This is a genomic window from Vreelandella janggokensis (assembly GCF_031451615.1).
Classification (GTDB): domain Bacteria; phylum Pseudomonadota; class Gammaproteobacteria; order Pseudomonadales; family Halomonadaceae; genus Vreelandella; species Vreelandella janggokensis.
Genome location: NZ_JARWAJ010000003.1, coordinates 287,892 through 312,027 on the forward strand (window position 1 = coordinate 287,892; position 24,136 = coordinate 312,027).

Consider the following 24,136-nt stretch of genomic DNA (forward strand, 5'->3'; position numbering starts at 1 on the left):
AAACATGATGGACTGGTTATGGACGCTCATGCTTGTGATAGCGGCTTTCCTGGGGATGGAAGTGTTCGCCTGGTACGCCCATAAGTACATTATGCACGGCTGGGGCTGGCGCTGGCACAAATCCCATCACGAACCCACTGAGGGCGTGTTCGAGAAAAATGACCTGTATGTTGTGGTGTTTTCGCTGGTGGTGGTCGGCATGTTTGCGGTGGGAGACCTTTACTGGACGCCACTCATGGCTATCGCATCAGGCATCACGCTTTACGGCGTCGCTTATTCTCTGTTTCACGACGGTATGGTTCACCAACGCTGGCCGATTCGCTGGCAGCCAAAGAGCGGCTATTTGAAGCGTCTGGTCCAAGCTCACCGAATCCATCATGCCGTGCGTACTCGAGAGGGGGCTGTGTCCTTCGGCTTCCTTTACGCGCCAGATGTCAGGAAACTCAAAAAACGCCTAAAGCAGCAACGGGCTGCATCTCCAGCGGGAGCGAGACATGACCGATGACAGTATGGTGAAACGCAAGAATGATCATCTCGACATCGTGCTGGACGCTCGTCGGGCTAACGCTCGGACCCTTACGGGATTCGCCGACTATCGCTTCGCCCATTGCGCCCTGCCACAGCTGCACCTGGACGAGATTGATCTGAGCGCACGACTTTTCGATAAACCCATGAAGGCGCCGCTGTTGATCAGTTCCATGACCGGCGGCGCCGAACGGGCCAAAACGATCAATCATCACCTGGCAGAAGCCGCCCAACACCTGGGTATCGCCCTGGCCATCGGCTCCCAACGAGTCGCCCTGCAGTCTGGCAACGATCATGGCCTGACCAGGCAGTTACGACGCATCGCCCCGGATATTCCACTGCTTGGCAATATCGGCGCGGGTCAGCTTCGGGAGCCCCAGGGGATCGACTGGGCGCGCCGGGCGGTGGAGATGATCGAGGCGGATGCATTGATCGTCCACCTCAACCCCCTGCAGGAGGCCGTGCAACAGGGCGGCGACCGGGACTGGTGTGGCGTACTTCAGGCCATCGGCACGCTGGTCACGTCGCTCGAAGTGCCGGTGGTGGTCAAGGAAGTCGGCGCGGGTATCTCCCCCGAGGTGGCCCGGGCGCTGGTGGAAGAAGGTGTGGCGATGATCGACGTGGCCGGCGCCGGCGGCACCAGCTGGGCGGCGGTGGAGGCGGAACGCGCGACAAATGAGCACCAGCGCCGGGTCGCCATGGCCTTCGCCGGCTGGGGCACCCCCACCGCCCAGGCCATTCGAGCGGTGCGCCAGACCCTGCCGAAGACGCCTTTGATCGCTTCCGGCGGCATTCGCGATGGAGTGGACGCCGCCAAGGCCATACGCCTGGGCGCGGACCTGGTGGGCCAGGCCGCCGCAGTGCTTGAGAGTGCCACCGAATCGAGTCAGGCGGTGATCGAGCACTTCGAGGTAATCATCCAGCAGTTGCGCATCGCCTGTTTCTGTACCGGCAGCGCCGACCTGCATGCCCTGCGTACGGCGGTGCTGCTGGATGATCGCGGCGTCCCTCTGGAAGCGCCCCATGGCTAGGTATATCGCCGTCATCGCCCCTGTCCTGCCGCGCCGATCGCTGGCGACGAGGTATGATTCATGAACGCGCCAGGATATGACCTGATACTGGTGGGGGGCGGCCTGGCCAATGGCCTGATCGCCCTGCGCTTGATACAGGCGCAGCCAGAGTTGCGCCTGCTGATGCTGGAAAGCGAAAGTCGCCCCGGTGGTCATCACACCTGGTCGTTTCACGATGGCGATCTCTCCGTAGACCAACATGCCTGGCTGGCGCCCATGGTGGGTCGTCGCTGGCCACGGCACCGTGTGATCTTCCCGCACCGCGAGCGCCTGTTGAACGGGGGCTACGCCAGTATCTTCTCCCGGGATTTCGCCTGCGTTCTGGAAGAGGCCCTGGGCGACAACTTGTGGGTCGACACGCGCGTGGCCCGCCTTTCCACGGATAGCGTGGAACTCGAGGATGGCCGGGTGCTGCACGCGAAAGCGGTCATCGACGGCCGGGGCCCCGCCGACAGCGCTCACCTGACCCTGGGCTACCAGGCCTTTCTCGGCCAGGAAGTCCGCCTGGACAAGCCCCACGGCCTGGAAGAACCGATCCTCATGGACGCCAGCGTGCCCCAGCAGGACGGCTACCGGTTCGTCTACGTGCTGCCGTTCAGCCACGATACCCTGCTGATCGAGGATACCCACTATGTGGACCGCCCGGAGGCGGACGCGGCCCAACTGCGTGAGCATATTGGCGCCTACGCGCGGGATCGCGACTGGCGGATCGTCGAAACCCTGCGGGAAGAGAGCGGCGTGCTGCCGATCATCCTGGCGGGTGAGTTCGGTGCCTTCTGGCAGAACGCCCAGGGCCAACCACGAAGCGGCCTGCGCGCCGGTCTGTTCCACCCCACCACCGGGTACTCCCTGCCCCAGGCGATGGGTCTGGCAGAACGCATCGCCGAGCTTGGCAAGCTCGATGCGGCGTCGCTGTTCCAGGCCATCCATGCCTTCGCCGCCCGGGAATGGCAACACCAGGGCTACTTTCGCCTGCTCAATCGCATGCTGTTCCTGGCGGGCCGCCCGGCGCGGCGCTGGCAGGTCATGCAACGTTTCTACGGCCTGCCAGAACCGCTGATCGAACGCTTCTACGCCGGACGCCTGACCCGTGCCGACAAAGTGCGCATCCTGATGGGCAAGCCGCCGGTGCCGCTTGGCGAAGCGCTCAAGGCGGTGCGGGCGAATTCCCCACAAAAGATTTCATCCACCTTCTTCGGAATACGCTCATGACCCAGCCTCAACGTGCCCTGGTGATCGGCGCCGGCTTCGGCGGCCTGGCCCTGGCGATTCGCCTGCAGTCCGGCGGCTACCAGACCACCCTGCTGGAAAAGCGCGACAAGCCCGGTGGCCGCGCCTATGTCTATGAAGACCAGGGGTTCACCTTCGATGCCGGCCCGACGGTGATTACCGACCCCTCCGCCCTGGAAGAGCTCTTTCATCTGGCAGACAAACACATGGCAGATTATGTCGAACTGCTGCCGGTCACGCCCTTCTACCGGCTCTGCTGGGAAGATGCCCCTGCCTTCGATTACGTCAACGATCAGGCCGCCCTGGAGCGACAGATCGCCGAGCGCAACCCCCGTGACGTGGAGGGCTATCGGCACTTCCTGAGCTATTCCCAGGCAGTGTTCGAGGAAGGCTATCGCAAGCTCGGCGCCGTGCCCTTTCTGGCCTTTCGCGACATGCTCGCCGCCGGGCCGCAGCTGGCGAAGCTTCAGGCCTGGCGCAGCGTCTACTCCATGGTCTCGAAATTCATCGAGGATCCGCACCTGCGCCAGGTCTTCTCCTTTCATTCCCTGCTGGTGGGGGGCAACCCATTCGCCACTTCCTCCATTTATACCCTGATCCATGCCCTGGAGCGGGAGTGGGGCGTATGGTTTCCCCGGGGCGGCACCGGCGCCCTGGTACAGGGTATGGTCCAGCTGTTCAAGGATCTCGGCGGCACCCTCGAACTGAACGCGGAAGTGGCAAACATCGAAACCGCAGGGGATCAGGTGAGCGGCGTCACCTTGATGGACGGCCGACATTTCCCGACGGATGCACTGGCCTCCAACGCAGACGTGATGCATACCTACAGCAGGCTCTTGAGCGGGCATTCCCGCGGCACCCGCCAGGCCAAGTCTCTGGGCCGCAAGCGCTTCAGCATGTCACTGTTCGTGATCTATTTCGGCCTGGACAGGCCACCGCAAGGCTTGGAGCACCATACGGTGTGCTTCGGCCCCCGCTACAAGGAATTGATCGACGAGATCTTCAACGCGGACACCCTGGCGGAGGATTTTTCCCTCTACCTGCACTCCCCCTGTGTCACCGATCCGAGCATGGCACCCGAAGGCTGTAGCGCTCACTATGTTCTGGCACCGGTACCGCACCTGGGCAAGGCGAACATCGACTGGGAAACCCAGGGGCCGATATACCGCGACCGCATCCTCGACTATCTGGAGCGCCACTATATTCCCGGGCTACGGGAGCACCTGGTGACCTGTCGGCACTTCACGCCCCTGGACTTTCGCGAGGAGCTCAACGCCCACCTGGGTTCCGCCTTCTCCCTGGAGCCGATTCTCACCCAGAGCGCCTGGTTCCGACCCCACAACCAGGATGCCAAGATCGACAACCTCTACCTCGTGGGGGCCGGCACCCATCCCGGGGCCGGGGTGCCCGGCGTGATCGGTTCCGCCAAGGCCACTGCGGGCCTGATGCTGGAGCGACTCAATGACCGATAAGCTAGGACAGCATGCCGCACAGACCATCGCCGTGGGCTCCAAGAGTTTTGCCACTGCAGCAAAGCTGTTCGATCCGGCCACTCGGCGCAGCGCCCTGATGCTTTATGCCTGGTGCCGCCACTGCGACGACGTGATCGACGACCAGCAGCTGGGCTTTCGTGCTCAGGAAACCACGGGCGAAAGCAGCGAGACGCGCCTGAACGAGCTGCGACACCTGACGCGTCGTGCCTATGCCGGGGAGCCCATGCAAAGCCCGGCCTTCGCCGCCTTTCAGGAGGTGGCGCTCGACCACGGGATCCCCGAGCGCTATCCCCTGGCTCATCTGGACGGCTTCGCCATGGACGTGGCACAGCGGCGCTATGTCACCCTCGACGACACCCTGGACTACTGCTATCACGTGGCCGGCGTGGTGGGCATCATGATGGCCTGGATCATGGGCGCGAAGGATGAGGCGACCCTGGATCGGGCCTGCGACCTGGGGATGGCCTTTCAGCTGACCAATATCGCCCGGGACATCATCGAGGATGCACAGATTGATCGCTGCTATCTGCCGGCCCAGTGGCTGGAAGAAGCCGGCATTCCCCGCCAGGAGATGACCGCGCCAAGGCATCGTGAAGCCCTGGCAGGCCTGGCCCGACAACTGATCGACCTGGCGGAACCCTACTATGATGCCGCCCGCGGTGGATTGACGGCCTTGCCGCCTCGCTGCGCCTGGGCCATCGGCACCGCCCACGGCGTCTACCGGGAAATCGGGGTCAAGGTGAAAACGCACGGTGCTCTGGCCTGGGACGCGCGCATCTCGACCAGCAAGGCGGACAAAGCGCGCCTGCTGGGTCTGGGACTCGTTCACGCGATGACATCCCGCTGGCAAAAGCCAGCGCCAAGGCCTAGCGGTCTCTGGCAGCGACCGGGCGACTGAGCGGTGGCAATAGGCTGACCCATCGCGCCACTAACGTCTACGCTGAGAGACACCCATCACGACACAGGAGGCCATGATGAGTATCGAGCAACCCGAAACGCTCCATCTGGACAGCGATGACGCGACCGGCTACCCCAACTCCCCACTGCCAGTGTTGATCTACCGGGATGTTATCGACACTCGTGACCCAGAGGCGTGTGCCGCCACCTTCGAAGCCATGTTCAAGCGCCACGGCTGGCCGCCGGCATGGCGCTACCACCTGTATGACTTTGACCACTTTCACTCCACCGCTCACGAAGTATTGGGCATCTTTCGCGGCCAAGCCCGAGCACGACTGGGTGGCCCTAACGGCCGCGAGCTGATGCTTTGCGCTGGCGACGTGCTGGTGCTGCCCGCAGGGGTTGGGCATGCAAGCCTGGAGGCGGACGATGATTTCTGCATGGTAGGCGCCTACCCGCCCGGCCAAAGGCCGGAGATAGAACGCGGCGACCCGGCACAGCTGGAAGCGGCAAAGGCACGCGTGGCTAACGTGGAGATGCCCGAGAGCGACCCGGTCGGCGGTTCACTCACATCGCTCTGGACGCAAGACGCTTAGATCCAGCAGAAGTCTGCCCATGGCAGGTATGATGCACAGACCCACATTTCACACCGACGAGGAGCTCCCTATGACTGCTTATGTGGTAATGATCAAAGAACACACCCACGACAGTGACGAAATGGAGCGCTACAGCGAAAAGGCCAAAGCCGCCCGCGAAGGCCATGACCCTGAGCCGCTCGCGTTCTATGGTGATTTCAAAGTGCTCGAAGGTAGCGCCATGGAAGGGGCGGTGATTTTACGCTTCCCCGATATGGCTGCCGCCCGCGCCTGGTATGAAAGCCCCGCCTACCAGGAAGCCCGCCAGCACCGTTTTCAGGGGGCCGACTATCGGGTCTTTATCGTGGATGGCATCGAGGGCGCCTGAGAAGCCCACCATCGTCTATCAAGAGAGGACCGCATCATGATCGAGTCACGGGAAGACCTCGACGCCATCAAACAGTCGTGCCAGTCGTTGGTCACGAGGAGCTCAGGCCTTTCAGCCGGGGCGGCGATCATTCCCATCCCCGGGGTGGACCTTGGCTCAGACGTGGCCATCTTGATGCGGTTGATCCCCCAAATTAATGAAAAATTTGGCTTATCGCCTGAACAAATCGAAAGCCTGGATACCGAATCCAAGCTCTTTGTGATGACCGCCATTTCCAATACCGGCAGCAAGCTGGCCGGGAAATACATCACCAAAAAACTCATCGTGACGGTGCTCAACAAGATGGGCATCAAGGTCGCCGCGAAAGGCGTGACGAAGTTCGTCCCGCTAATCGGCAGTGCCGTGGCAGGCAGCATCAGCTTCACCGCCATGAAGGTGATGGGCAACCGTCATATCGAAGACTGCTATCAAATTGCCTTGGCAGCGCTTGAAAAAGAGCGGCTTGCGCATGAAATCGTGATCGAGCCGGAGACAGAATCAGAGCCAGTAAAGAGCTCTTCTAAAGCCGACGACCGTGATGCCGACCTTTTATTGCGGCCAACACATCGCTAATGCAATTCTTAATTGAATTCAGGAGGTAAGCTGGCCCAAAGAAAAGGGAGTCTGGATCTCATCGGATGTGAGAATCAGTGCAAACAGCAGGCATAGAACCTACTTTATGACTCCAGAGGCCCTTTTCATTCCAGTTAGACGATACCAACTTTCATGGTCATCATTGCAGATGCCCGCGCGATGTGATCTCGACCTCCCTTTCGACGGTATCGCCTCGCACTAGGTAGACCGTGTCGAACAGGTTGGTGACGACGCAGGCATGATTAGGAATTACACGAACCGTGTCGCCGATTAATGGTTTGTCCATGCAGGCAGACAGATCAACGACCGCATGTTCCTCGGAGAGAGAGGTGATCACAGCATCCGGATACTCCACCAGATGGCCGTGGCCTTTGTACGGCGCCGGAACCGCATCGGCTGCCAGTGCCTTTGAGCCGGAATCGATGACTGCGCGATCTACTTTAGGGCGGCTGACCACCGTGGCCTTCACCGTCAACGCGCAATCGTCCAGTGTCCCGACGCCGAAAGCGACTTGCATCCGGTCAGAATAGATGTAGGTGCCGGGCCGGTATTCGGTCGTGGCAGTGCCTTCACCGGCGCGATACATATCGGGAGTCCCCCCGGAAGAGATTACTTTGGGCGGAAAGCCCGCCGACTCGAGCGCGGCCTTGGCTTTATGCAGCCACGCATCGGCCTTGTCGATGTTGCCCTTGGGTGGATAAGTCATCAGTCCGCCGAAAGTAAGGCCTGGCGCATCACGGATTTGCCGGGCGAGCGCCACCGTCTCTTCCAGAGTCTGCACACCGCAGCGCCCTGCACCGGTATCGCATTCCACCAAGACGTTCAGTGGGTCGGCTGCACTGAACCGGGCGGCATAACCCGCGATTGTATGGGCGCTATCGGCAGTAACTGACAAAGTCACGCGGGTATGCAAGTCGACTAGTCTGTCGAGTTTGGATGTGCCGAGAATATTGTAGGGCAAGAAAATATCAGTCAGCCCACCATCGGCCATTGCCGCCGCCTCACCGATCTTCTGGCAAGTGATGCCTATAGCTCCCAGTGCCACCTGCTTCTGAGCCATTTCCGGAAGTTTATGGGTCTTCACGTGAGGCCTCAGAGAAAGATCGTGCGCATCGGCATAATCCTGCGCACGTTTCAGATTCGCTTCGACTCTATCCAGGTCGATTAGTACAGCGGGGGTATCAATGTCATTGATATGCATCAGCTAATCTCAGCAGAATGGTGGCGTCGATGAAGGTCAAGTTTACGATCAGGTTATCTCGCCACTTGGCCTTAAATATAGTCGTTCGAAATATTGGGTAGATACGACAGTCTCCTTCCCGCCTGAATGAGAGTCTCGCGATATAGGGCATAGTTTTCCATAGCATCCTGCTTAGGTGCGATGATACAGACGGTGCTTTGACAAATTCCTTCGGCATCGAGAACTGGTGCTGCGAAACAGTGGGTAAAATTGTCCGCAATGCTATCAAAAGAGAAAAACTTCTCTTTCCAGGCCTTATGCACGCTATCGGCATACTCCTGAGGGTCAATACGACCACCGTTGGGGCATATGAAATCCTCGGGTGGTATTAGCGCCAAGATTTCCTTCGTTGTTAGATGGCCGAGAAGCAAACGGCCCGACGCAGTCCAGGGGATGGGCGTCCGCTCGCCGACATCAGCACTAATCCTGAAGGGACGACTACCCTCGTTCATCATCGCAACGAAGTACTTATCTCGCTCGAGCATGCATAGCTGCGATGTCTCGCGAGTCTGATCCGTGATCCATTCCAGAACCGGCCGAGCATGGCGTGTTATATCGAAGTTCTTCAAATAGTTCAGCCCCCAGTAGTGCAACTTGCGTCCGAGGAAAACCCGCCCTTCAGAGTCAGTGCGTTCCAGCAGACCCGCTGTCGTCAGCAGGCCAACCAGTTCGTATATCGAGGACTTTGGGGCTCCCATGCCGGTTGCAATGTCAATGGGGCGCTGTGGCTCACTAATTGTGCAAAGATAGTCAAGGATCAAAAAGGCACGCTCCAGCCCACGTTCTTTCGTTCTGGTAGGTGGGGCAAATTTCTCATTACTCATTCAGGTACCGGCTGTTTCTTCGTTGAGTGTGCCCTCTGCAGGGAATTTTTGTCAGGTCGCCTTGCGATAAGCAATACAGTCAACCTCGACCTTACAGTCGACAACCATTGCCGATTGAACACAAGCTCGGGCAGGAGGTGAATCGGCGAAGTATTGGGCAAAGATCTTGTTAAAGCTCCAGAAATCGCGTGGATCGTCAAGCCAGACCCCGACTCGCATGATGTCGGCAACGCTATAGCCAGCTGACTCCACGATCGCGATCATATTGCTGATCGCCTGATGGGCCTGTGGCACAATTCCACCATCAATCACTTCGCCATCCACCATCGGCGTCTGGCCAGAGACATAGAGCCAGCCATCGGCCTCTGTCGCTTTAGCAAAAGGTAACGTCTGACGCCCAGAGCCCTTGGATTCGTTTAAACCATGCCTTTTAATGCTCATATTCTATCCTTATTAAAACTTTGAATTTTTGAGGAACGCCGCGAGACGTTCTGATTTCGGGTTGTGGAAGAGTTGCTCGGGTGGGCCCTCCTCGCCTATGCGACCGTCTTGCATGAAGACGACGGTGTCCGACACGTCGTGGGCGAACTGCATCTCGTGAGTAACTAAGAGCATCGTCATGCCGTCTGAGGCGAGATCCTTGACGACTGCCAGCACTTCGCTAACTAACTCTGGGTCAAGCGCGGAGGTCACCTCGTCAAAGAGCATGAGCGCCGGTTTCATGGCGATCGCACGGGCGATGGCAACCCGCTGCTGTTGGCCACCAGAAAGCTGTCCCGGGTAATGGTCCTTTCGATCCTTCATACCCACACGATCCAGCCAATCCTCTGCAGCCGCGTAAGCCTCGTCCTTCGGTATCTTGCGAGTTTTGATCAAACCCAGCATGACATTATGGATCGCGCTCATATGAGGAAAAAGATTGAAATGCTGGAATGCCATACCGGTCATAGCGCGCTGGCGAGCTATTTCTCTTTCTTTAAGCCGGATTCGCTTCCCCTTATGCTGCTTGTAGCCGATCTGTTCCCCCTCAACAGCGACGACTCCATCCTCGTAGTCTTCCAGCAGGTTGACGCAACGCAGCAGGGTAGTCTTTCCTGATCCGCTCGATCCAATCAGACTCACGACATTGCCACTTTGCATGGTTAGGTCGATGCCTTTTAGCACCTCAACCTCACCGAATTTTTTATGCAGGTTTGTGATTTTCAGAACAGGAACAGTCAATGTACACCTCAACTGGGCAACGAGACTTTGCGTTCGACGAAGCGTCCGGCTTTCTCGATCGCGAAGTTGATAAGGAAGAAGATAAGCCCCGCAAAGAAGTAGAGTTCGAGGCTAAGATATGTGCGGGAGATCACTTGCTGAGCCGCCAGCAGCAACTCGACCACACCGATGACCGAGAGCAGCGTCGATGCTTTCACAATTTCGGTGGCAGTCGTCACCCAAGTCGGCAGGATCATTCGAAGCGCCTGCGGAAGGAGTACTGAGAAGAACGTTCCAAAAAACGTGAGGCCTACAGATTTCGCTGCTTCAGTCTGTCCCTTAGGAATAGCCTTCAGGGCGCCTTGAACAATTTCACCGACATGCGATGAGCAAAATAGCGTAAGCGCGAAGACACCAGCGTGCATAGCTGACAGTTGAATACCAATTATCGATAGAATGTAGTAACAGGCAAGAATCAGTACGAAGACCGGCGTGCCACGCAGGAAGTCGGAATACAGGCGCACGAAGAATCGTAAGACCGGGTTTCCATAGGAGAGAATCACCCCAACGACGACTCCTAGGGGCGTGCCCAGCAGTATCGACACAGTTGAAATGAGGATCGTATAGCCGAAACCGTCTAGCAAAGGCATCCGCGCCGCCCAGACAGCATTAAGAGCTTGCATTATATCCATTTGGTCACCTATCTCGGGATCGCCAGACGGCTTTCGGTACGCCGTAGAATTGCGGCAATGATCGAACAGGCGACAACATACATAAGGCTTGCAACCAACCAGGTCTCGATTACACGGAAAGTTTCCACGTTGATCTTGCGGGCGTAGAAAGTAAGCTCAGGAACGGCGATGACCGCAGCAAGCGAAGTATCCTTGAATAGAGAAATAAAGTTATTGCCGAGCGCGGGCAGGACACGACGGAACATGACCGGGATAGTGATGAGAACCTTGGTCCGGAATTCGGTCAATCCGATAGTCAGCCCGGCCTCTCGAAGCCCCGAGGGCAACGAAACGAGGCCAGAGCGAAAGACTTCGGTCAAGTAAGCACCAGAATAGACCGAAAGCGTGACGATGAAGCTTTCAATTTTGCCAAGGTTAATACCGAGTTCCGGCAGTGCAAAAAAGGTAAAGAGGATTAGTACAAGAATCGGCGTGTTGCGGAATGCCGATACATAGACTGACGCAGCCCAACGGATAGGCTTCTTTTTTGATAACATCGCGAAAGCCAGGAACAACCCGATCAGACAACCGATCGCGATGGAGGCCAAGGCTAAAACTAGCCCCAGCCCCAAACCAGAGAGCAAGATATCGAAGTCTCTCCACACCGCCGAAAAATTGAAATTGTATTCCATAAATCCCCCCAGGATTTTCTGTCTTACTTGTACTCGATCGGGAAACCAATCTGGGGCGGGTCGAGTTCCACTCCGAACCATTCTTCAAAGGAAGCTGCATAGGTGTTGAATTCAACACCTGTCATAGCCTCGTGCAGAACCGAGTTCACAAAGTTCAGCCAGCGCTGCTCGCCAGGCTTAACGGCGCAGCTATAGCTTTGGGGGTTCCAGCCGTGACCGGCGTCGGCAAAACGGTTCGGGTTCTGCGTCATGTACCACCTCAACGACGACTGGTCGGTCGCTGCTGCATCAGAGCGCCCCGAGTTCAGCGCTTGGTACATCAAATCAACGCTGTCGTACTGGTCGACATTAGCCTCTGGCAGGGCGGCATGCACCATTTCCTCTGCATAGACGTTCTGCAGCACCGATACTGTGATGTCACTCCCCGCTGCTTTCAGCGCGTCGTAATCGGCATATTCGCCGTCTGCCATCAGCATCAGGCCCACGCCTTCACGATAATAGGGGATCGTGAACTCGACCTGCTGTGCGCGGCCAGCTGTCACTGTCATGAACTGGCAGGCCACATCAACCTTGTCGGTCGCGAGGTTTGGGATTCGAGCATCGCCCGATTGGTTGACGAATTCGATCGCCTCAGGGTCGTCGAATAAGCCCTTGGCAATCAGCCGAAGCATGTCGACGTCGAATCCGACAAGTTCATTGTTGGCGTCCTTGAAGTGCCAGGGAGAGTTGGTGCTGCCAGTTCCCGCAATTAGATATCCGCGGTCGAGAACGTCCTGAAGTTTGTCGGCCTGAGCTGCACTGGCGAAGGCGCAACAGGCGAACGCAGTGGAACTGAGTAGGGTAAAGGCTTTTAACATGATGAGTCTCCTTGTTGGAATATTCCGGTATGTTGGACTTCTTAGATATTTCCGGTATATTGGAATGAAGATTACTATTCCAGACTTCAGTTAATGTCGACTGTTTGCGCTTGTCAACTTTTTTTTCAGACGAGCGCGGATTTAAGTTCTTCCACTGTTAAGCTTGAAAGTGCATGAACTTAAGCCATGACCTGAACCTCACGCGCAGTTAAGCAGCACCCCTCTCATCGGTCGACGCAACGCCGCATCGTAGTTGTCCACGATCTCTGAGCCCTCCCTCTGCCGGATTCGATAGACTATTTCCAGTATCTGTTTGCCAACGCTGCAGCAGCCTATCTAAACTTGGCATCTTGCCAAAGCTGACTCATAATGAGCATTTAAAAGCCCAAAATAGCTTTTATGGGTCTTAAATTACCCAAACTAATGGAACGGCGATGAAACGGGCACGCAGCTACTCTCGCGTCACGAAGCAGGCGCTCTCACTCTTTGGCAAGTTGATCAAGGCTGGCCGTCTGGAGCGCAAAATGACGGCTACAGAACTGGCAGAACGCGCGGGCATCACCCGCAGGACCCTCCGCAACATCGAAAACGGCGAAGCCGGTTCTGAGATCGGCACCGTCTTCGAGGTTGCGACACTCGTCGGCGTCAGTCTGTTCGATGTTGACGAACGGACCCTGGCGATTCATAACGCCCATCTCGAAGACAAACTAACGCTGCTGCCTAAGAGCGTTCGCCCTAGTAAGCAGGAGGTCGATGATGATTTCTAAGCTTACTGACCACAAAGGAGCCTATGTCTGGATTTGGCTGCCGGGAGAAACACAACCTGTCGTGGCTGGACGAATCACACAGCAAAGGGGCACCTACGCTTTCAACTATGGCGCCAGCTATTTGGAGCGTGATGACGCAATACCCATCTATGACGCCGAGCTTCCGCTCCGCCGCGGCCTGATCGAACCGGCCGCTGGCTTAGCAATGGCCAGTTGCCTTCGTGACGGCTCGCCTGACGCTTGGGGCCGCAGGGTTATCATCAACCGTCTAATGGGTGCCAAGGCCGCCGAGACCGAAACCAGCGACATCGACGAACTGACCTACTTGCTTGAGTCCGGATCAGACCGAATCGGTGCACTCGATTTTCAGCATTCCGCCACCGAATACGTTCCCCGCCTCAAGGCAGAAGCGTCCTATGAGGAATTGCTTGAAGCGGCCGAACGGATCGAGAAAGGCGCCCCGCTGACGCCAGCTCTCGACCAGGCGTTGAACCACGGCACGTCGATCGGCGGCGCGCGCCCGAAAGCCCTGATTGACAACGGCGATCACAAAACAATCGCCAAATTCTCGTCGAGCTCGGATCTTTACAGCGTTGTGAAGTTGGAATTTATCGCCATGAAGCTCGCGGCTTTATGTAACCTCAATGTTGCCTCAGTCTCGATGATCTCAGCGGCTGGCAAGGACGTTCTGCTCATCGAACGCTTTGACCGCCTCAAATCAGAGGCTGGCTGGCAGCGTAAAGCGATGGTCTCGGCTCTGACGATGCTCGGCCTTGACGAAATGATGGCACGCTATGCGTCTTATGAAGATCTTGCCGAGATTATCCGTCACCGCTTCAGCGACCCACAGGAAACGCTGCGAGAGCTCTACGGACGGATCGTTTTCAATATCCTATGCGGCAACACGGACGACCATGCCCGCAATCATGCTGCTTTCTGGGACGGCGAGATGCTCACTTTGACCCCAGCCTATGACATTTGCCCCCAAGGAAGAACCGGCAACGAGGCGACACAGGCGATGCTGATCAAGGGTGAAAACCGTATGAGCACGCTGCATAGCTGTCTCGCGGCCGCGCCTGATTTCTTGCTCAATGACACAGAAGCCAAGATCATCATTGAGCAACAGCTCGCAACGATTGCCAGTGAGTGGAAGGGGCTCTGCGAGGAAGCCAAGCTGACCGAGACTGACCGGAAGCTCTTTGCCGGTCGGCAGTTTTTGAACAGCTATTGCATCGAAGGCCTGGGGGCCGAACATCGCACGCTACTTGAAGGCTTTGAGGCCGCGCGCGCGCAGTTGCTCGGTTAAAAAGGCGGCCAGTGGCGCTGCTCCCAAGGATGCGTGCGCCGATTGACCCATCTATTCAGATCATATTATGAGCCGATTACGGTTTATATTCGGCTCATAGAGTTATGGAGAACATATACAAGCCCTACTATCACTCATGACTCAACACCTCTCGCAGCCAACCAAGTAATGCTTCGCTGCCTTGGCGTTGAGGTGCGCCCTGGCGAGTGTATAAGGCGATGGCATCGTGCTGGGGCAAGCTCTCTGTCACCGGGCGGATCAGTTCGCCATTTTCAATTAAGCGTTGCGTTGTGCGCCGCCATCCCAAGGCGATACCGTGCCCCGCGACAGCCGCTTGCAGTAACAGTGGATAGCTATCGAACACAGCGCTCTCCGCTGATGAAAACTCAAAGTGCCCCATGGCACGAAACCAATCATCCCACTCCAGCCAGTCCGGCGGTTCAGCGTGGTGGTGCAGTAGCCGCTGGTTCAGCAACGCATTGAGACTCAACGGCGTAGCGGCCCCTTTCAGGTAAGCAGGGCTGCAGACCGGAAATATCTCGTCCTCGGCGGTAAACACCACACGATGGCTCCCGCTGGGTCGTCCGTTGGTTTGCAGCGCAATGTCGAAGCGGCCACTAAATTCGGTAATCGGCCGTGTCGAGGTCGCCAGCTGTATCTCAATGTCAGGATAGCGTCGATTGAAGTCCGCCAGCTGTGGCATCAGCCAATAGAACGCTTCGCATAACTGGCAGAACAATACGACGCGCTTATCATCCGGGTCGCCACGCAGTCCCTGAGCTCCCGTGGCAATACTCTCCAGCGCCTGGGAGACCGTACGGCCAAACTCGCGCCCCTCGCGGGTAAGAAACACACGGCGATGACGGCGCTCGAAAAGCATCACGCCAAGGTCTTCCTCCAGCGCACGGATCTGTCGGCTGATAGCCGCCTGAGTAAGGTGTAGCTCATCGGCCGCGCGCGAAAAACTTTCAAGCCTGGCGGCAGCCTCAAAGGGGCGCAGCGTCGCCAGCGGTGGAAGAGACTTGATGACGTTATCCATAATCTGAGCTCATACATTGTGACGCAGAAGTCGTTTGAAGCACGGCTAGAGGCAGCGGCATTCTATAGCGGAATTCATACCTGGAACGCTGCAATGAAGGTCACCGCTGAACCACAAGATAATATCCTACAGGGCATAAGCCTTATCATTGGGGCTGTCTTTCTGCTGGCGTTGACCGACGCCCTGGTTAAGTATCTAAGTGCCAGTATGTCGCTATGGCAACTCTATGTCATCGCCTCAGCACTATCGCTGTCGTTACTCTTTGGATTGATCATTGGTCATTCAGGCCCCCGCCCCAAGGTAAAATCACGCCGCTGGGTGGCGATAAGAAGCCTGCTTCTGTTACTGATGTGGATCGCCTACTACGCAGCACTGCCGCTGATTCCACTCTCAGTGGCAGCGGTCGCTATTTACACCACGCCGCTGTTTATTGCCGTGCTGGCTGCTTTTGGGGCGGGCGAGCATCTTTCACGCCAGGCTTGGCTGGGCATACTCTGCGGTTTCCTTGGCGTGGTGGTGGTGTTGCGGCCTGGCGGCGACGCCTTCACACCTGCCGCACTGCTACCCGTGCTTGCCGCCCTCTTTTATGCGCTAGCCATGCTGGTCACTCGCCACCACTGCCAAAGAGAGCATCCCTTACTTCTCACCCTGGGATTAAATCTAGCCTTCCTGGCAGCAGGCACGCTCTTCAGCGTATTGGTGTCAATCAGCAGCACAGCATCGCTTGCTGAACGCGCACCTTTCCTGTTCGCTGGTTGGCAACCGCTAGATGCCACAGCATTATTGATCGTTAGCGCGTACGCCCTACTGCTGATCATTGTGAATACCGGGGTGGCAAGGGCTTATCAAATCGCCCCTTCGGCGTTGATCGGCACCTTTGATTACGCCTACCTCATCTTCGCCAGCCTTTGGGGCTATCTGCTATTCAGCGAAGTGCCCGATGCCATGACTTGGCTGGGAATAGGCATGATCTTAATCGCGGGGGTGATGGTATTACGGCAACAGCGGGGCTGACGCCTATTTTCATGATGCACTTCCGAGACATCCTCGGTAGTTGCTTAACCAAGCATCACCCAATAACGCGTGTTGCGCCCCCGTCGGGTAGCTTGTAGAGGCAGTCCTTTTTTACCAGTTCAGCTAAATCACATGTTGCGGTGGCTTTACTTACCTTGGCCAGCGATTGGTATTTATGCGCATTGATGCCCTGCTCAAATGCTCCACTGCTGTGTCAATTATTCAGATCATATCGTGAGCCGATTATGGTTAATATTCGGCTCATGATTAGGATTAGTTTCAGCCGTATACATACGCATCGGCCCTCGCTAGCGGGCTCTCTTGCCTTTCTTGCCAGCCTCACCTATATTCAAATTTGTTACTTTTGAATACAGGAAGCACTCATGGCGACGACAAGCCTTAGCCTCGGAGAGCACTGGGAAGTCTTTATCAGAAACGAGGTCTCCAGCGGTCGCTACGGCTCCGCAAGTGAGGTTGTGCGTGACGCGTTGCGTGCCATGGAGGAGCGTAAAAGCAAAATGGAAGCGCTACGTACTCATCTAGCCCAAGGTGCCGAGCAAGCAAGGTCTGGTGAATTCGTGGATGATTTCTCGATGGATTCACTAATCAACGAATTGGATAGAGAAACGTAATGCCCTCGTTTCATATCACACCGAGAGCGAGAGACGATTTAAAGAATATTGGCCGCTATACGGAGCGGCAATGGGGCAGGAGCCAACGTAATATCTATCTAAAAGATTTTGAAAAACGATTTCACTGGCTCGCAGAAAATCCACTATCAGGAAAACATCGCGCAGACATCAGCGAGGGCTATTACAGCTACCCCCAAGGCCAGCATGTTATCTTTTACCTGATTGGCCAACGGGGCATTGAGATCATCGGCATTCCTCACAAAGAAATGGATATCGTCTCTTATTTTCTGCCCGATTGATCATCAATACTCCCTCAAGAACCGCTAGCCCTCCCAAGGGTTAACCACGCCCACATTAGCCGCCTCAAATGTCGCCATGTCGCGAGATGCAACCTGGTAGCCCTGCGATACGGCAATCGCTGCAATGCCAAACATCAACTCAGCCAGTGTGACAGTCGTCAGATACAGTGTTGCGGCTGACTGCTCATTAAGCCAAGCTCTGACGGCCGGGTCAGGTTCGGGTTTCATCGCCTCGGAAATGACATTGGTATCGAGAACGATCATTCAAACCTAATCAGCTCAGCAGGCGTCTTGTCGCGAACCTGTTCAATGGCTGCAACATCTTCATTGGTCAACCCGACGTTACAGGTCAAATTTGCCAGGGCATCGCCCATTTTGAGGCGGTTTGATGGACGTGTGGCTTCTTCCAGAATCGCACTCGCTTCCTCAGGAATACTTCTGATCGTCATCATGCCCGTAGCTCGACTGTCTACCATCCTCAGCCCCAAATACATAAAGGGCAGTCACGTGAACTGCCCTTTCGTTTTATGCGTGAAACGGAAATACGAAAATGGGAGCAGGTCAGCGCTTACCTTCGATGCGCAGTTCAACCACTTCATCCAGCGCCAGACCAGTCGCTTCAGCAATCTGCTCATCACTCAGCACTCCCAGCTTGAGCAGATTACGGGCCGTTTTCTCAATACCCAGCTTTTCGCCCTTCTCGATGCCCAGCTTTTCGCCTTTCACAAGGCCTAGCTTCTCGCCTTCCTGACGTTCTTGCTGTGCCCAGTTTTCCAAATTTTCTGCCAACATGTCTTTATCCTCCACCAAACTGTTGAGCTGATTGAGGTCGACCTCAGCCCCGAGCCGCTGTAGATGGCGTTTAAGCCAGCGGGTAATAATCTTGTCGATGCGCTCTTTGTGGGGGTCCGCCTGAATAATCGCCACAATTCGGTCCACGGCTTGCTGCAGCCCCTGGCGATTCGTGGAGGCCTTCTCGATACTGAACACCCCGCTTAACGGCGACTGCACCAAGCCTAACTGCTCATCAGTATAGCGCCCTTCATCGACCAGGTAATAACGCATCCGTGGCTGGTAGACCTGTAGCAGACCCGGCGGTTCCGGGGTGATCATTTCATACAGGTCTAGCGATGCCGTCCAACGATCCGAGCCGTTATAAAGCACCACCGGAAACACTGGCGGCAAGCCTTGGCCTGGCGTGATGACCTTCTGCTTGAATAATTCGCTGTAGAAGCAAGCAGCATAGTGCATCAGCCGAACCGGCATGGTGCGATCTACCGAGGACTGAAACTCCAACAAGATGTACAGGTACACCTCTTGGGTCATGCCCTGCCAGTTGACGTTGACTGACCACACCACGTCCTCAATTTTTTCTTCGAACAGAGGCGTAATGTAGTTGCCGCTATGGCTTTTCAGAGTAGAAAAGTCCATTAATTGGGCAATCTCGGCGGGCGCAAAGCCTTCGATAAGTTGCTGAACAAACTCCGGATAGCTGAACAGCTCTTTGTAGCCGGTATCGTGGTGATTATTGACCATGGAGACCTCTGCCAATCGTTACGAGACAGATTACCATGTCCATCTCCCCGTAATACATTCACAAGATATAATGAAGAGCCTGTTACGCCTTGCACTCCCTAAGTGACACCGGCATGGTGGGTATAGCACTTTCTATCGTGGCTACGGCACTAATTGTGGCGGGCAGTGGCTAAACAACCGCAACGGGAGAAGTAGCGGATAGCCAAGCTATTAACCTAGGAAGTCTAGATGTCGATTGGCTTCAGCGGTGGCGCGAGCGCGTAGCGCACGGGCCATCCGCAGCAAGCGCTTATTGGACTTGTACACGCAACGAAGCACCGCCACTTACGTTGAACGCGTCTTCGATGCGCTCAACATTACGAGGCAATGTGTTTGGGGGCAGATCGCCTCTGTGGAAATACTGAATATCGTCGGCTTCATCGCTAAGACGAATAGCGCCACCCATTCGAGTGCATAGAAAAGCAAACGCTACGGTTTCCTGCTCGGGCACAGAATATACACCGACAAGGTGGTCAACTCTCACGACAAGGCCAACTTCTTCCAGAACTTCACGCTGTGCGGCTTTCCACGGCGCTTCCAGGCGCTCAACCTTTCCGCCAGGCAAATTCCATGCATCAAAATCTGTTCGATGACAAAGCAAAACCCTTGATGCATCGTCAAAAATGACTGCGAATGCCCCGAGATTATGCATCATCAATCTCCCTAGGTGTTTGTACGAAAAGTTGGCTCTTAAGCAAAGTCCGCCTAACGCGCGCCATTCCTGTTCACCGGTTGGCAAGGGCTTATCAAATCGCCCCTTCGGCGTTGATCGGCACCTTTGATTACGCCTACCTCATCTTTGCCAGCCTTTGGGGCTATCTGCTATTCAGCGAAGTGCACGATGCCACGACCTGGTTCGGTATGGGCATGATTTTAATCGCGGGGGTGATGGTGTTACGGCAACAGCGTATTTAAAGCTGCACAAAGAATTGTATCGTCAATCGGCCATTGCATCCACACAGAGCTCGATAGGAGCCCAGTAGACAAACTATTCAGCCCCTAAAAAACTTGATCATTTTAGCGGCGATTTCGTCCGGCTGTTCTTCGGGCATGTAATGACCGCAATTCTGAATGACACCACCTTCCACATGGGTCGCTAATGGTTTTATAGCGTCATAAATATCAGGCGACATGCCGAAATCACCGCCCAAAGCCAAGATTGGCGTCTCAATTTTTTTGGCCGCCAATGACGCGTTCTGCTCGGCGTCATCAAGCACTGCACGATAATAAGCCAGCGCCCCACGTAGGTTTCCGGGTTGCTTATAGACGCGCTCATATTCATCTATATCAGCAGTTGAGAAAGTACCGGCGGGATTAAAAGTTTTCCGCTGGAAGAACCACTCGATATAACTTCTCTCCCGACCAGTGATTAAAAACTCAGGGACATCCGGTACTTGGTGAAAAAAGAAGTGCCATGACTTCCAGATGTTTGGCCCCACCTCAACTGTTGGTTTAAGCGTCAGGCCTGGGATATTAGCGTCAAGCAAGACTAACCGACCTACTTCATCGGCGAATCGCGCCACAAAGGGGTAAGCGACCCACGAACCAATATCATGCGCACCAATGTGATAACGCTCGAAACCAAGCTCCTTTGCTAACGCATGGACACGATTACCAGCCGTCCAAGTATCATAGCCATCCACAGGTTTGTCGGAATCACCTTGTCCAGGTAAATCTATAGCAACCACGTAAAAATGGTCGGCAAGAATGGGCATGATGCGGCGCCACGCGTACCAGCTTTGCGGGAAACCTGCCATTAGCAAAACTGGAAAGCCTTTGCCACCTGATACAGTGTGCAAACGGACATCTCCAGCATCTACCATTGCATGCTTGAAAGGCTTACCTCCAAGTTCAATTTCATCATGTCCAGGCATTCGCTTTCCCCCTTTTCATCGTTGATAGCCAAGATAATCTCGGGCGCTGTACTAAAAAATCAATGGTCACTAACCGAGTTTCTGAGTACAAACCCTATAGACGCCTCCCCGGCGCCAAGCCGAGGAGGCGTTTCTTTTCACGACCGAAGCAGGCGCTAGTTACTGAGCATCGCTGGGTTTATCCGGGTCGGCGTCAACCAGGCAATTGACGGTTTCGCCGCCCTGGTCATTAGGCAAAACGCCCTCTGGGCGGCGGCGCTGATCGCGAAGCTCAAGCGAAGCGTTCAGCCAATTGACTAGCGTATCCCCCAGATCGAGGGCCTCATCGGCACGCTGCTGGCTGTAGAAGGTGAGCAACTGCCTGGCTTCGTCACGCTTACCCTGATCAATCAATGTCTTGGCGGATGTTTCCACCCAGCTCAGATCATCGAAGCTATCTTGCTCAAAGCCTTCCAGGAGTTCGGTAACAGAGCCGTGAAAACGATCTGGCTGTTCGCACATCAGGTACATGACCTGCTTGAAGCGACGGCCCGCAAAATCACTGGCTTCCTGTACCTGAAAATCGGGGTTGAGGAAGGTGGACGCGGCCCCCTTGGAAAGATAGCGGTGCTGCCCATATTCCATGGGGACCTCCTGGACACCGAGCCACCAAGGAATAAAGGGAGCCGCTAACGAGCCGGTGGGCGCTAACCAGATTTGCTGCATATCGGCGTCCGTATCGGCCTTCAAGGTGGCGACCTGCCCATAACCCGCCTCATCGTCAGCGATACGATGATCACGAACCTGTGCCATCATTTCGCGCTCAGTGATCGGCGCCAAGTCGCGCAGGGCCTCTTCTATGTCCGCTTGGGACATGTATTTGTAGCCACCGGTACGCGCTTGGGTATCCTGGCGGCCATAGACGTCAAATACATTGAAGTCACCCTCGCCTGCATACCAGCCCTGTTCCTCGGCGAAGGTAATCAGGTTGTCGGCGCCCATGTAATCTGGGTCGTTCTCGAAATCGACAGGGAAGTCTTCAATATAGCCGGGGTAGAGCACACGCACGTCATCATCACCAAGCCGCTCGGCGGCCCACAGCCCCTGACTGCCAGCAAACTCCCAAACAACCCAGCCTTCCTCGTCATCGGCGATGAGGTGCGTATTGCCGCCATAGGTGGAGTAGCCATGCTGATCAATAAGCGCTCCGATCAGTTCGACACCTTCCCGGGCTGTCTCGGCGCGTTCAAGCACCAGCCTGGCCAAGTCGCTGTATTGAGGGCCCTGCTGCGGCGTCTCCGTCATGTCGATCAGTTCCTGGCGGTTGGTCGCCCAGACGTCACGAACGGCCACGCCGTGCTCATTGATACCGCCGTTGGTGAGCGGTGCAGGGAAACCCTCATAGTCGGAATACGACATCGACAGGTAGCGGAAGGTGTGTTCGGCTTGCGGAATGTCGATGAGCTCACCGGGAATGCCGGCATCAGCGGTGACACCAACACTCACTGTATCTTCAGTTGAGTGATCTTCGGCAGGCATGATCTCCAACCAGTGGCTGGAGACTTCCTCACCGGTGCCACCGATCATGACGGCGCCCTCGTCGGTCAGGTTTTTGCCTACATAGTAGGCATAGCTTGCCGAGGCTACTGGGCTAAGCGCGAGTAGCGGCACGGCCAGCATCATCGGTTTTAGGGGATAGCGTTTTCTCATCATCTTGGCTCCATGTTGATATGGCTTTCCTGAATTCATAGAAAACTGCAGTATTTCGGGTAACCACGTAGAGGTAAAAAAACAGCAACGATAACCTCTCTGCTCAAGGCATAGGATATCGGCCACTGACCCAGGCGCTACGCTAACAAATGCTGCGCAATGTTTTTAGAAATACGGCATACCTACCTATCCTAGCAGCCCAGAAGCGCCTCGCTGCCGTCGCGGATAGGTGCCAGAAATAGAGTCAGGAGGGGCGACGCGGGATCAAAGTCAGCTCTATCTAGCCGACATCAATCCTCGCCGAGAGTAGGCGACATGCAGAAAGGGCACCAACAGCGGCGTTATCAGCCTTCGTAATGCTATTGCCCACGCGCGCAAGATTCGTAAAACAGCATTACTTCTCACCATGATAAGGGCTAAGCACGATCACAGCGGCAAGGAAACAAATCCCGCCTGCGATAAACCACAATGCGAAATAAGATCCCGTCATAAAGGCAATTAACCCGCCTAAAAAAGCAACCAACCCGGCCCCTACCTGATGAGCCACGTTGATCCAGCTAAAGGCCGAAGGCCCTTGATCACCAAATATGTGGTTGCACAAAGTAATCACCGGAGGCACCGTTGCAACATCAAATACGCCAAACACGACGGCAAAGACTATCAGCTCCCATCCAACCGGTTGCGACAAAATAAAAGGCAGACAAATCAAACTCGCGCCCCGCAAAAAGAAGATAACGGCCAGCAGCGCCTGCTTATTGATTTTATCTGAAAGCCACCCTGCTCCAATGGTGCCCGGTATATTCAAAAGACCGATTATCAGGAGCAGATAAGATGATTCCGCTACCGATATCCCCTCTAACGATGCCGCCGGGGTAAAGCTGCTCCACATCAGGCCATTCGTGGTAGCGCCACACATTCCAAAGGCTAATGCGATTACCCAGAATTTCTTATTCTTCACAAATCCTTTCAGGCTGATGAAGACATCGCGAAATGTACTATTCGGCTTAATATGATGAGCCGTCACCGTCCTCACCGCCGAGAACTTCTCATTCAGCAGCAAACACACGATTAACAATGTGATCAGGGTCAAGGCAACACAGCCTATTAACGGCGCTCGCCAGCCAAACTCATCAGCCAGCTTGGCCCACATGGGGAGTAACACAAATTGCCCCGTCACCGAGGAGGCCGTCAATATACCTGTTGGCAAGCCCGTTTTCTCAAACCAGGAGCGAGCAAAGAGAGCGCCAAAGGACATCGTTAACGCGCCACACCCCAGCCCAACCAAAACACCCCATGCAAGATTGAATATTATTTTTGAATTCAGCGTACAGACCAAAGCACCGGCCAACAGTATCACAAGGCTTGCGATGACAATTTTCTTGATCCCATGCTTTTCCATCAAATGAATGGCGAAGGGTGCCGTCGCACCATAAAGGATCATATTGATGGTGATGCCAAAGGTCGTATTCAGAGACGACCAGCCAAGCTCCTCAATCAGCTGTGACGTCAACAACCCCGACAAGGTGACATAACTACCGGCCGTGACAACACACAGAGCGGCAACCAGAATGGCATTGAATTTCTGCTGTGAAGAAATCAGTGGAAAAGCTTGTTGCGTTTCACTCATGGCAATATTAATTTCTGTT

At 55.6% G+C, this 24,136-nt stretch carries 29 protein-coding genes; 14 read left to right on the plus strand and 15 right to left on the minus strand.

Annotation, left to right across the window (positions count from 1 at the left end):
- The first annotated feature begins 4 nt into the window (after positions 1-4).
- The 8 genes from QC816_RS10940 (at position 5) to QC816_RS10975 (ending at position 6,790) form a co-directional block, all read left to right on the plus strand.
- Entirely contained in the window at positions 5-505 is a 501-nt protein-coding gene (locus QC816_RS10940; RefSeq protein WP_233337354.1) for a sterol desaturase family protein, read from the plus strand.
- A complete protein-coding gene (fni, locus tag QC816_RS10945) occupies positions 495-1,556 on the plus strand; it encodes a type 2 isopentenyl-diphosphate Delta-isomerase (protein ID WP_309782153.1) in 1,062 nt (353 codons plus the stop codon). Before QC816_RS10940 ends, fni begins: the two co-directional genes overlap by 11 nt.
- 60 nt (positions 1,557-1,616) lie before the next feature.
- On the plus strand, positions 1,617-2,807 hold the full coding sequence (gene crtY / locus QC816_RS10950; RefSeq protein ID WP_309782156.1) for a lycopene beta-cyclase CrtY: 1,191 nt from the start codon (positions 1,617-1,619) through the stop codon (positions 2,805-2,807).
- Positions 2,804-4,297 carry a phytoene desaturase gene (locus QC816_RS10955; protein ID WP_309782159.1) on the plus strand — a complete coding sequence of 498 codons (1,494 nt, stop codon included), beginning with the start codon at positions 2,804-2,806 and terminating at the stop codon, positions 4,295-4,297. The genes crtY and QC816_RS10955 overlap by 4 nt, the downstream gene beginning before the upstream one ends.
- A complete protein-coding gene (gene crtB, locus QC816_RS10960; RefSeq protein ID WP_309782161.1) occupies positions 4,287-5,216 on the plus strand; it encodes a 15-cis-phytoene synthase CrtB in 930 nt (309 codons plus the stop codon). Before QC816_RS10955 ends, crtB begins: the two co-directional genes overlap by 11 nt.
- Positions 5,217-5,292: 76 nt before the next feature.
- Positions 5,293-5,811, plus strand: coding sequence for a cupin (locus QC816_RS10965; RefSeq protein WP_309782163.1), 519 nt, complete (start codon positions 5,293-5,295; stop codon positions 5,809-5,811).
- Between the two features lie 70 nt (positions 5,812-5,881).
- Positions 5,882-6,178, plus strand: a complete 297-nt coding sequence (locus tag QC816_RS10970; protein ID WP_092826555.1) for a DUF1330 domain-containing protein — start codon at positions 5,882-5,884, stop codon at positions 6,176-6,178.
- A gap of 36 nt (positions 6,179-6,214) precedes the next feature.
- Positions 6,215-6,790, plus strand: coding sequence for a hypothetical protein (locus QC816_RS10975; protein ID WP_309782166.1), 576 nt, complete (start codon positions 6,215-6,217; stop codon positions 6,788-6,790).
- Between the two features lie 160 nt (positions 6,791-6,950).
- Here the strand turns inward: QC816_RS10975 and QC816_RS10980 are convergent, their stop codons facing one another.
- The 7 genes from QC816_RS10980 to QC816_RS11010 all read right to left on the minus strand — a co-directional run bounded on the left by QC816_RS10980 (position 6,951) and on the right by QC816_RS11010 (position 12,295).
- A complete protein-coding gene (locus QC816_RS10980; protein ID WP_309782168.1) occupies positions 6,951-8,012 on the minus strand; it encodes a D-TA family PLP-dependent enzyme in 1,062 nt (353 codons plus the stop codon).
- A gap of 71 nt (positions 8,013-8,083) precedes the next feature.
- The gene (locus QC816_RS10985) at positions 8,084-8,875 is read right to left on the minus strand and encodes an IclR family transcriptional regulator (RefSeq protein ID WP_309782169.1); all 792 of its coding nucleotides are present in this window, start codon (positions 8,873-8,875) and stop codon (positions 8,084-8,086) included.
- Positions 8,876-8,926: 51 nt separating this feature from the next.
- The gene (locus QC816_RS10990) at positions 8,927-9,316 is read right to left on the minus strand and encodes a RidA family protein (protein ID WP_309782171.1); all 390 of its coding nucleotides are present in this window, start codon (positions 9,314-9,316) and stop codon (positions 8,927-8,929) included.
- Positions 9,317-9,328: 12 nt separating this feature from the next.
- Positions 9,329-10,096 (minus strand): amino acid ABC transporter ATP-binding protein, encoded by a 768-nt coding sequence (locus QC816_RS10995; RefSeq protein WP_309782172.1) that lies wholly within the window; start codon positions 10,094-10,096, stop codon positions 9,329-9,331.
- Positions 10,097-10,104: 8 nt separating this feature from the next.
- Positions 10,105-10,767: an amino acid ABC transporter permease gene (locus QC816_RS11000; RefSeq protein WP_309782174.1), complete on the minus strand. Its 663-nt coding sequence runs from the start codon at positions 10,765-10,767 to the stop codon at positions 10,105-10,107.
- An 8-nt stretch (positions 10,768-10,775) separates the two neighbouring features.
- Positions 10,776-11,438, minus strand: a complete 663-nt coding sequence (locus QC816_RS11005; RefSeq protein ID WP_309782176.1) for an amino acid ABC transporter permease — start codon at positions 11,436-11,438, stop codon at positions 10,776-10,778.
- 23 nt (positions 11,439-11,461) lie between these two features.
- On the minus strand, positions 11,462-12,295 hold the full coding sequence (locus QC816_RS11010) for a transporter substrate-binding domain-containing protein (protein ID WP_309782178.1): 834 nt from the start codon (positions 12,293-12,295) through the stop codon (positions 11,462-11,464).
- A gap of 434 nt (positions 12,296-12,729) precedes the next feature.
- Here QC816_RS11010 and QC816_RS11015 point away from each other — a divergent pair, with 434 nt between their 5' ends.
- Both QC816_RS11015 and QC816_RS11020 read left to right on the plus strand, forming a co-directional pair.
- Positions 12,730-13,062 (plus strand): helix-turn-helix transcriptional regulator, encoded by a 333-nt coding sequence (locus tag QC816_RS11015; RefSeq protein ID WP_309782180.1) that lies wholly within the window; start codon positions 12,730-12,732, stop codon positions 13,060-13,062.
- On the plus strand, positions 13,049-14,368 hold the full coding sequence (locus tag QC816_RS11020) for a type II toxin-antitoxin system HipA family toxin (protein WP_309782182.1): 1,320 nt from the start codon (positions 13,049-13,051) through the stop codon (positions 14,366-14,368). The genes QC816_RS11015 and QC816_RS11020 overlap by 14 nt, the downstream gene beginning before the upstream one ends.
- Before the next feature lie 130 nt (positions 14,369-14,498).
- Here QC816_RS11020 and QC816_RS11025 read toward each other — a convergent pair whose 3' ends face one another.
- Positions 14,499-15,407, minus strand: a complete 909-nt coding sequence (locus tag QC816_RS11025; protein ID WP_309782184.1) for a LysR substrate-binding domain-containing protein — start codon at positions 15,405-15,407, stop codon at positions 14,499-14,501.
- A 93-nt stretch (positions 15,408-15,500) separates the two neighbouring features.
- Between QC816_RS11025 and QC816_RS11030 the strand changes: the two genes are divergently transcribed.
- The 3 genes from QC816_RS11030 (at position 15,501) to QC816_RS11040 (ending at position 17,352) form a co-directional block, all read left to right on the plus strand.
- Positions 15,501-16,421, plus strand: a complete 921-nt coding sequence (locus tag QC816_RS11030; protein ID WP_309782186.1) for a DMT family transporter — start codon at positions 15,501-15,503, stop codon at positions 16,419-16,421.
- A gap of 383 nt (positions 16,422-16,804) precedes the next feature.
- A complete protein-coding gene (locus QC816_RS11035) occupies positions 16,805-17,053 on the plus strand; it encodes a type II toxin-antitoxin system ParD family antitoxin (RefSeq protein WP_066321408.1) in 249 nt (82 codons plus the stop codon).
- A complete protein-coding gene (locus QC816_RS11040) occupies positions 17,053-17,352 on the plus strand; it encodes a type II toxin-antitoxin system RelE/ParE family toxin (RefSeq protein ID WP_309782188.1) in 300 nt (99 codons plus the stop codon). The genes QC816_RS11035 and QC816_RS11040 overlap by 1 nt, the downstream gene beginning before the upstream one ends.
- Positions 17,353-17,376: 24 nt before the next feature.
- On the opposite strand, the gene QC816_RS11045 is transcribed toward QC816_RS11040, so the two are convergent.
- The 4 genes from QC816_RS11045 to QC816_RS11060 form a co-directional block, all read right to left on the minus strand.
- Positions 17,377-17,616, minus strand: a complete 240-nt coding sequence (locus QC816_RS11045; RefSeq protein ID WP_309782189.1) for a PIN domain-containing protein — start codon at positions 17,614-17,616, stop codon at positions 17,377-17,379.
- Complete coding sequence (locus QC816_RS11050) at positions 17,613-17,804, minus strand: hypothetical protein (RefSeq protein WP_309782191.1); 192 nt, start codon at positions 17,802-17,804, stop codon at positions 17,613-17,615. Before QC816_RS11050 ends, QC816_RS11045 begins: the two co-directional genes overlap by 4 nt.
- A 109-nt stretch (positions 17,805-17,913) precedes the next feature.
- The gene (locus tag QC816_RS11055) at positions 17,914-18,888 is read right to left on the minus strand and encodes an Rpn family recombination-promoting nuclease/putative transposase (RefSeq protein WP_309782193.1); all 975 of its coding nucleotides are present in this window, start codon (positions 18,886-18,888) and stop codon (positions 17,914-17,916) included.
- A 289-nt stretch (positions 18,889-19,177) separates the two neighbouring features.
- Positions 19,178-19,582: an NUDIX hydrolase gene (locus tag QC816_RS11060; protein WP_309782195.1), complete on the minus strand. Its 405-nt coding sequence runs from the start codon at positions 19,580-19,582 to the stop codon at positions 19,178-19,180.
- Positions 19,583-19,659: 77 nt separating this feature from the next.
- Here QC816_RS11060 and QC816_RS11065 point away from each other — a divergent pair, with 77 nt between their 5' ends.
- On the plus strand, positions 19,660-19,842 hold the full coding sequence (locus QC816_RS11065) for a hypothetical protein (protein ID WP_309782198.1): 183 nt from the start codon (positions 19,660-19,662) through the stop codon (positions 19,840-19,842).
- A gap of 77 nt (positions 19,843-19,919) precedes the next feature.
- On the opposite strand, the gene QC816_RS11070 is transcribed toward QC816_RS11065, so the two are convergent.
- The 3 genes from QC816_RS11070 to QC816_RS11080 all read right to left on the minus strand — a co-directional run bounded on the left by QC816_RS11070 (position 19,920) and on the right by QC816_RS11080 (position 24,117).
- A complete protein-coding gene (locus tag QC816_RS11070) occupies positions 19,920-20,801 on the minus strand; it encodes an alpha/beta fold hydrolase (protein WP_309782199.1) in 882 nt (293 codons plus the stop codon).
- A gap of 159 nt (positions 20,802-20,960) precedes the next feature.
- Positions 20,961-22,493, minus strand: coding sequence for a C69 family dipeptidase (locus QC816_RS11075; protein ID WP_309782201.1), 1,533 nt, complete (start codon positions 22,491-22,493; stop codon positions 20,961-20,963).
- Positions 22,494-22,884: 391 nt separating this feature from the next.
- Positions 22,885-24,117 (minus strand): MFS transporter, encoded by a 1,233-nt coding sequence (locus QC816_RS11080; RefSeq protein ID WP_309782203.1) that lies wholly within the window; start codon positions 24,115-24,117, stop codon positions 22,885-22,887.
- Between the last annotated feature and the right edge of the window lie 19 nt (positions 24,118-24,136).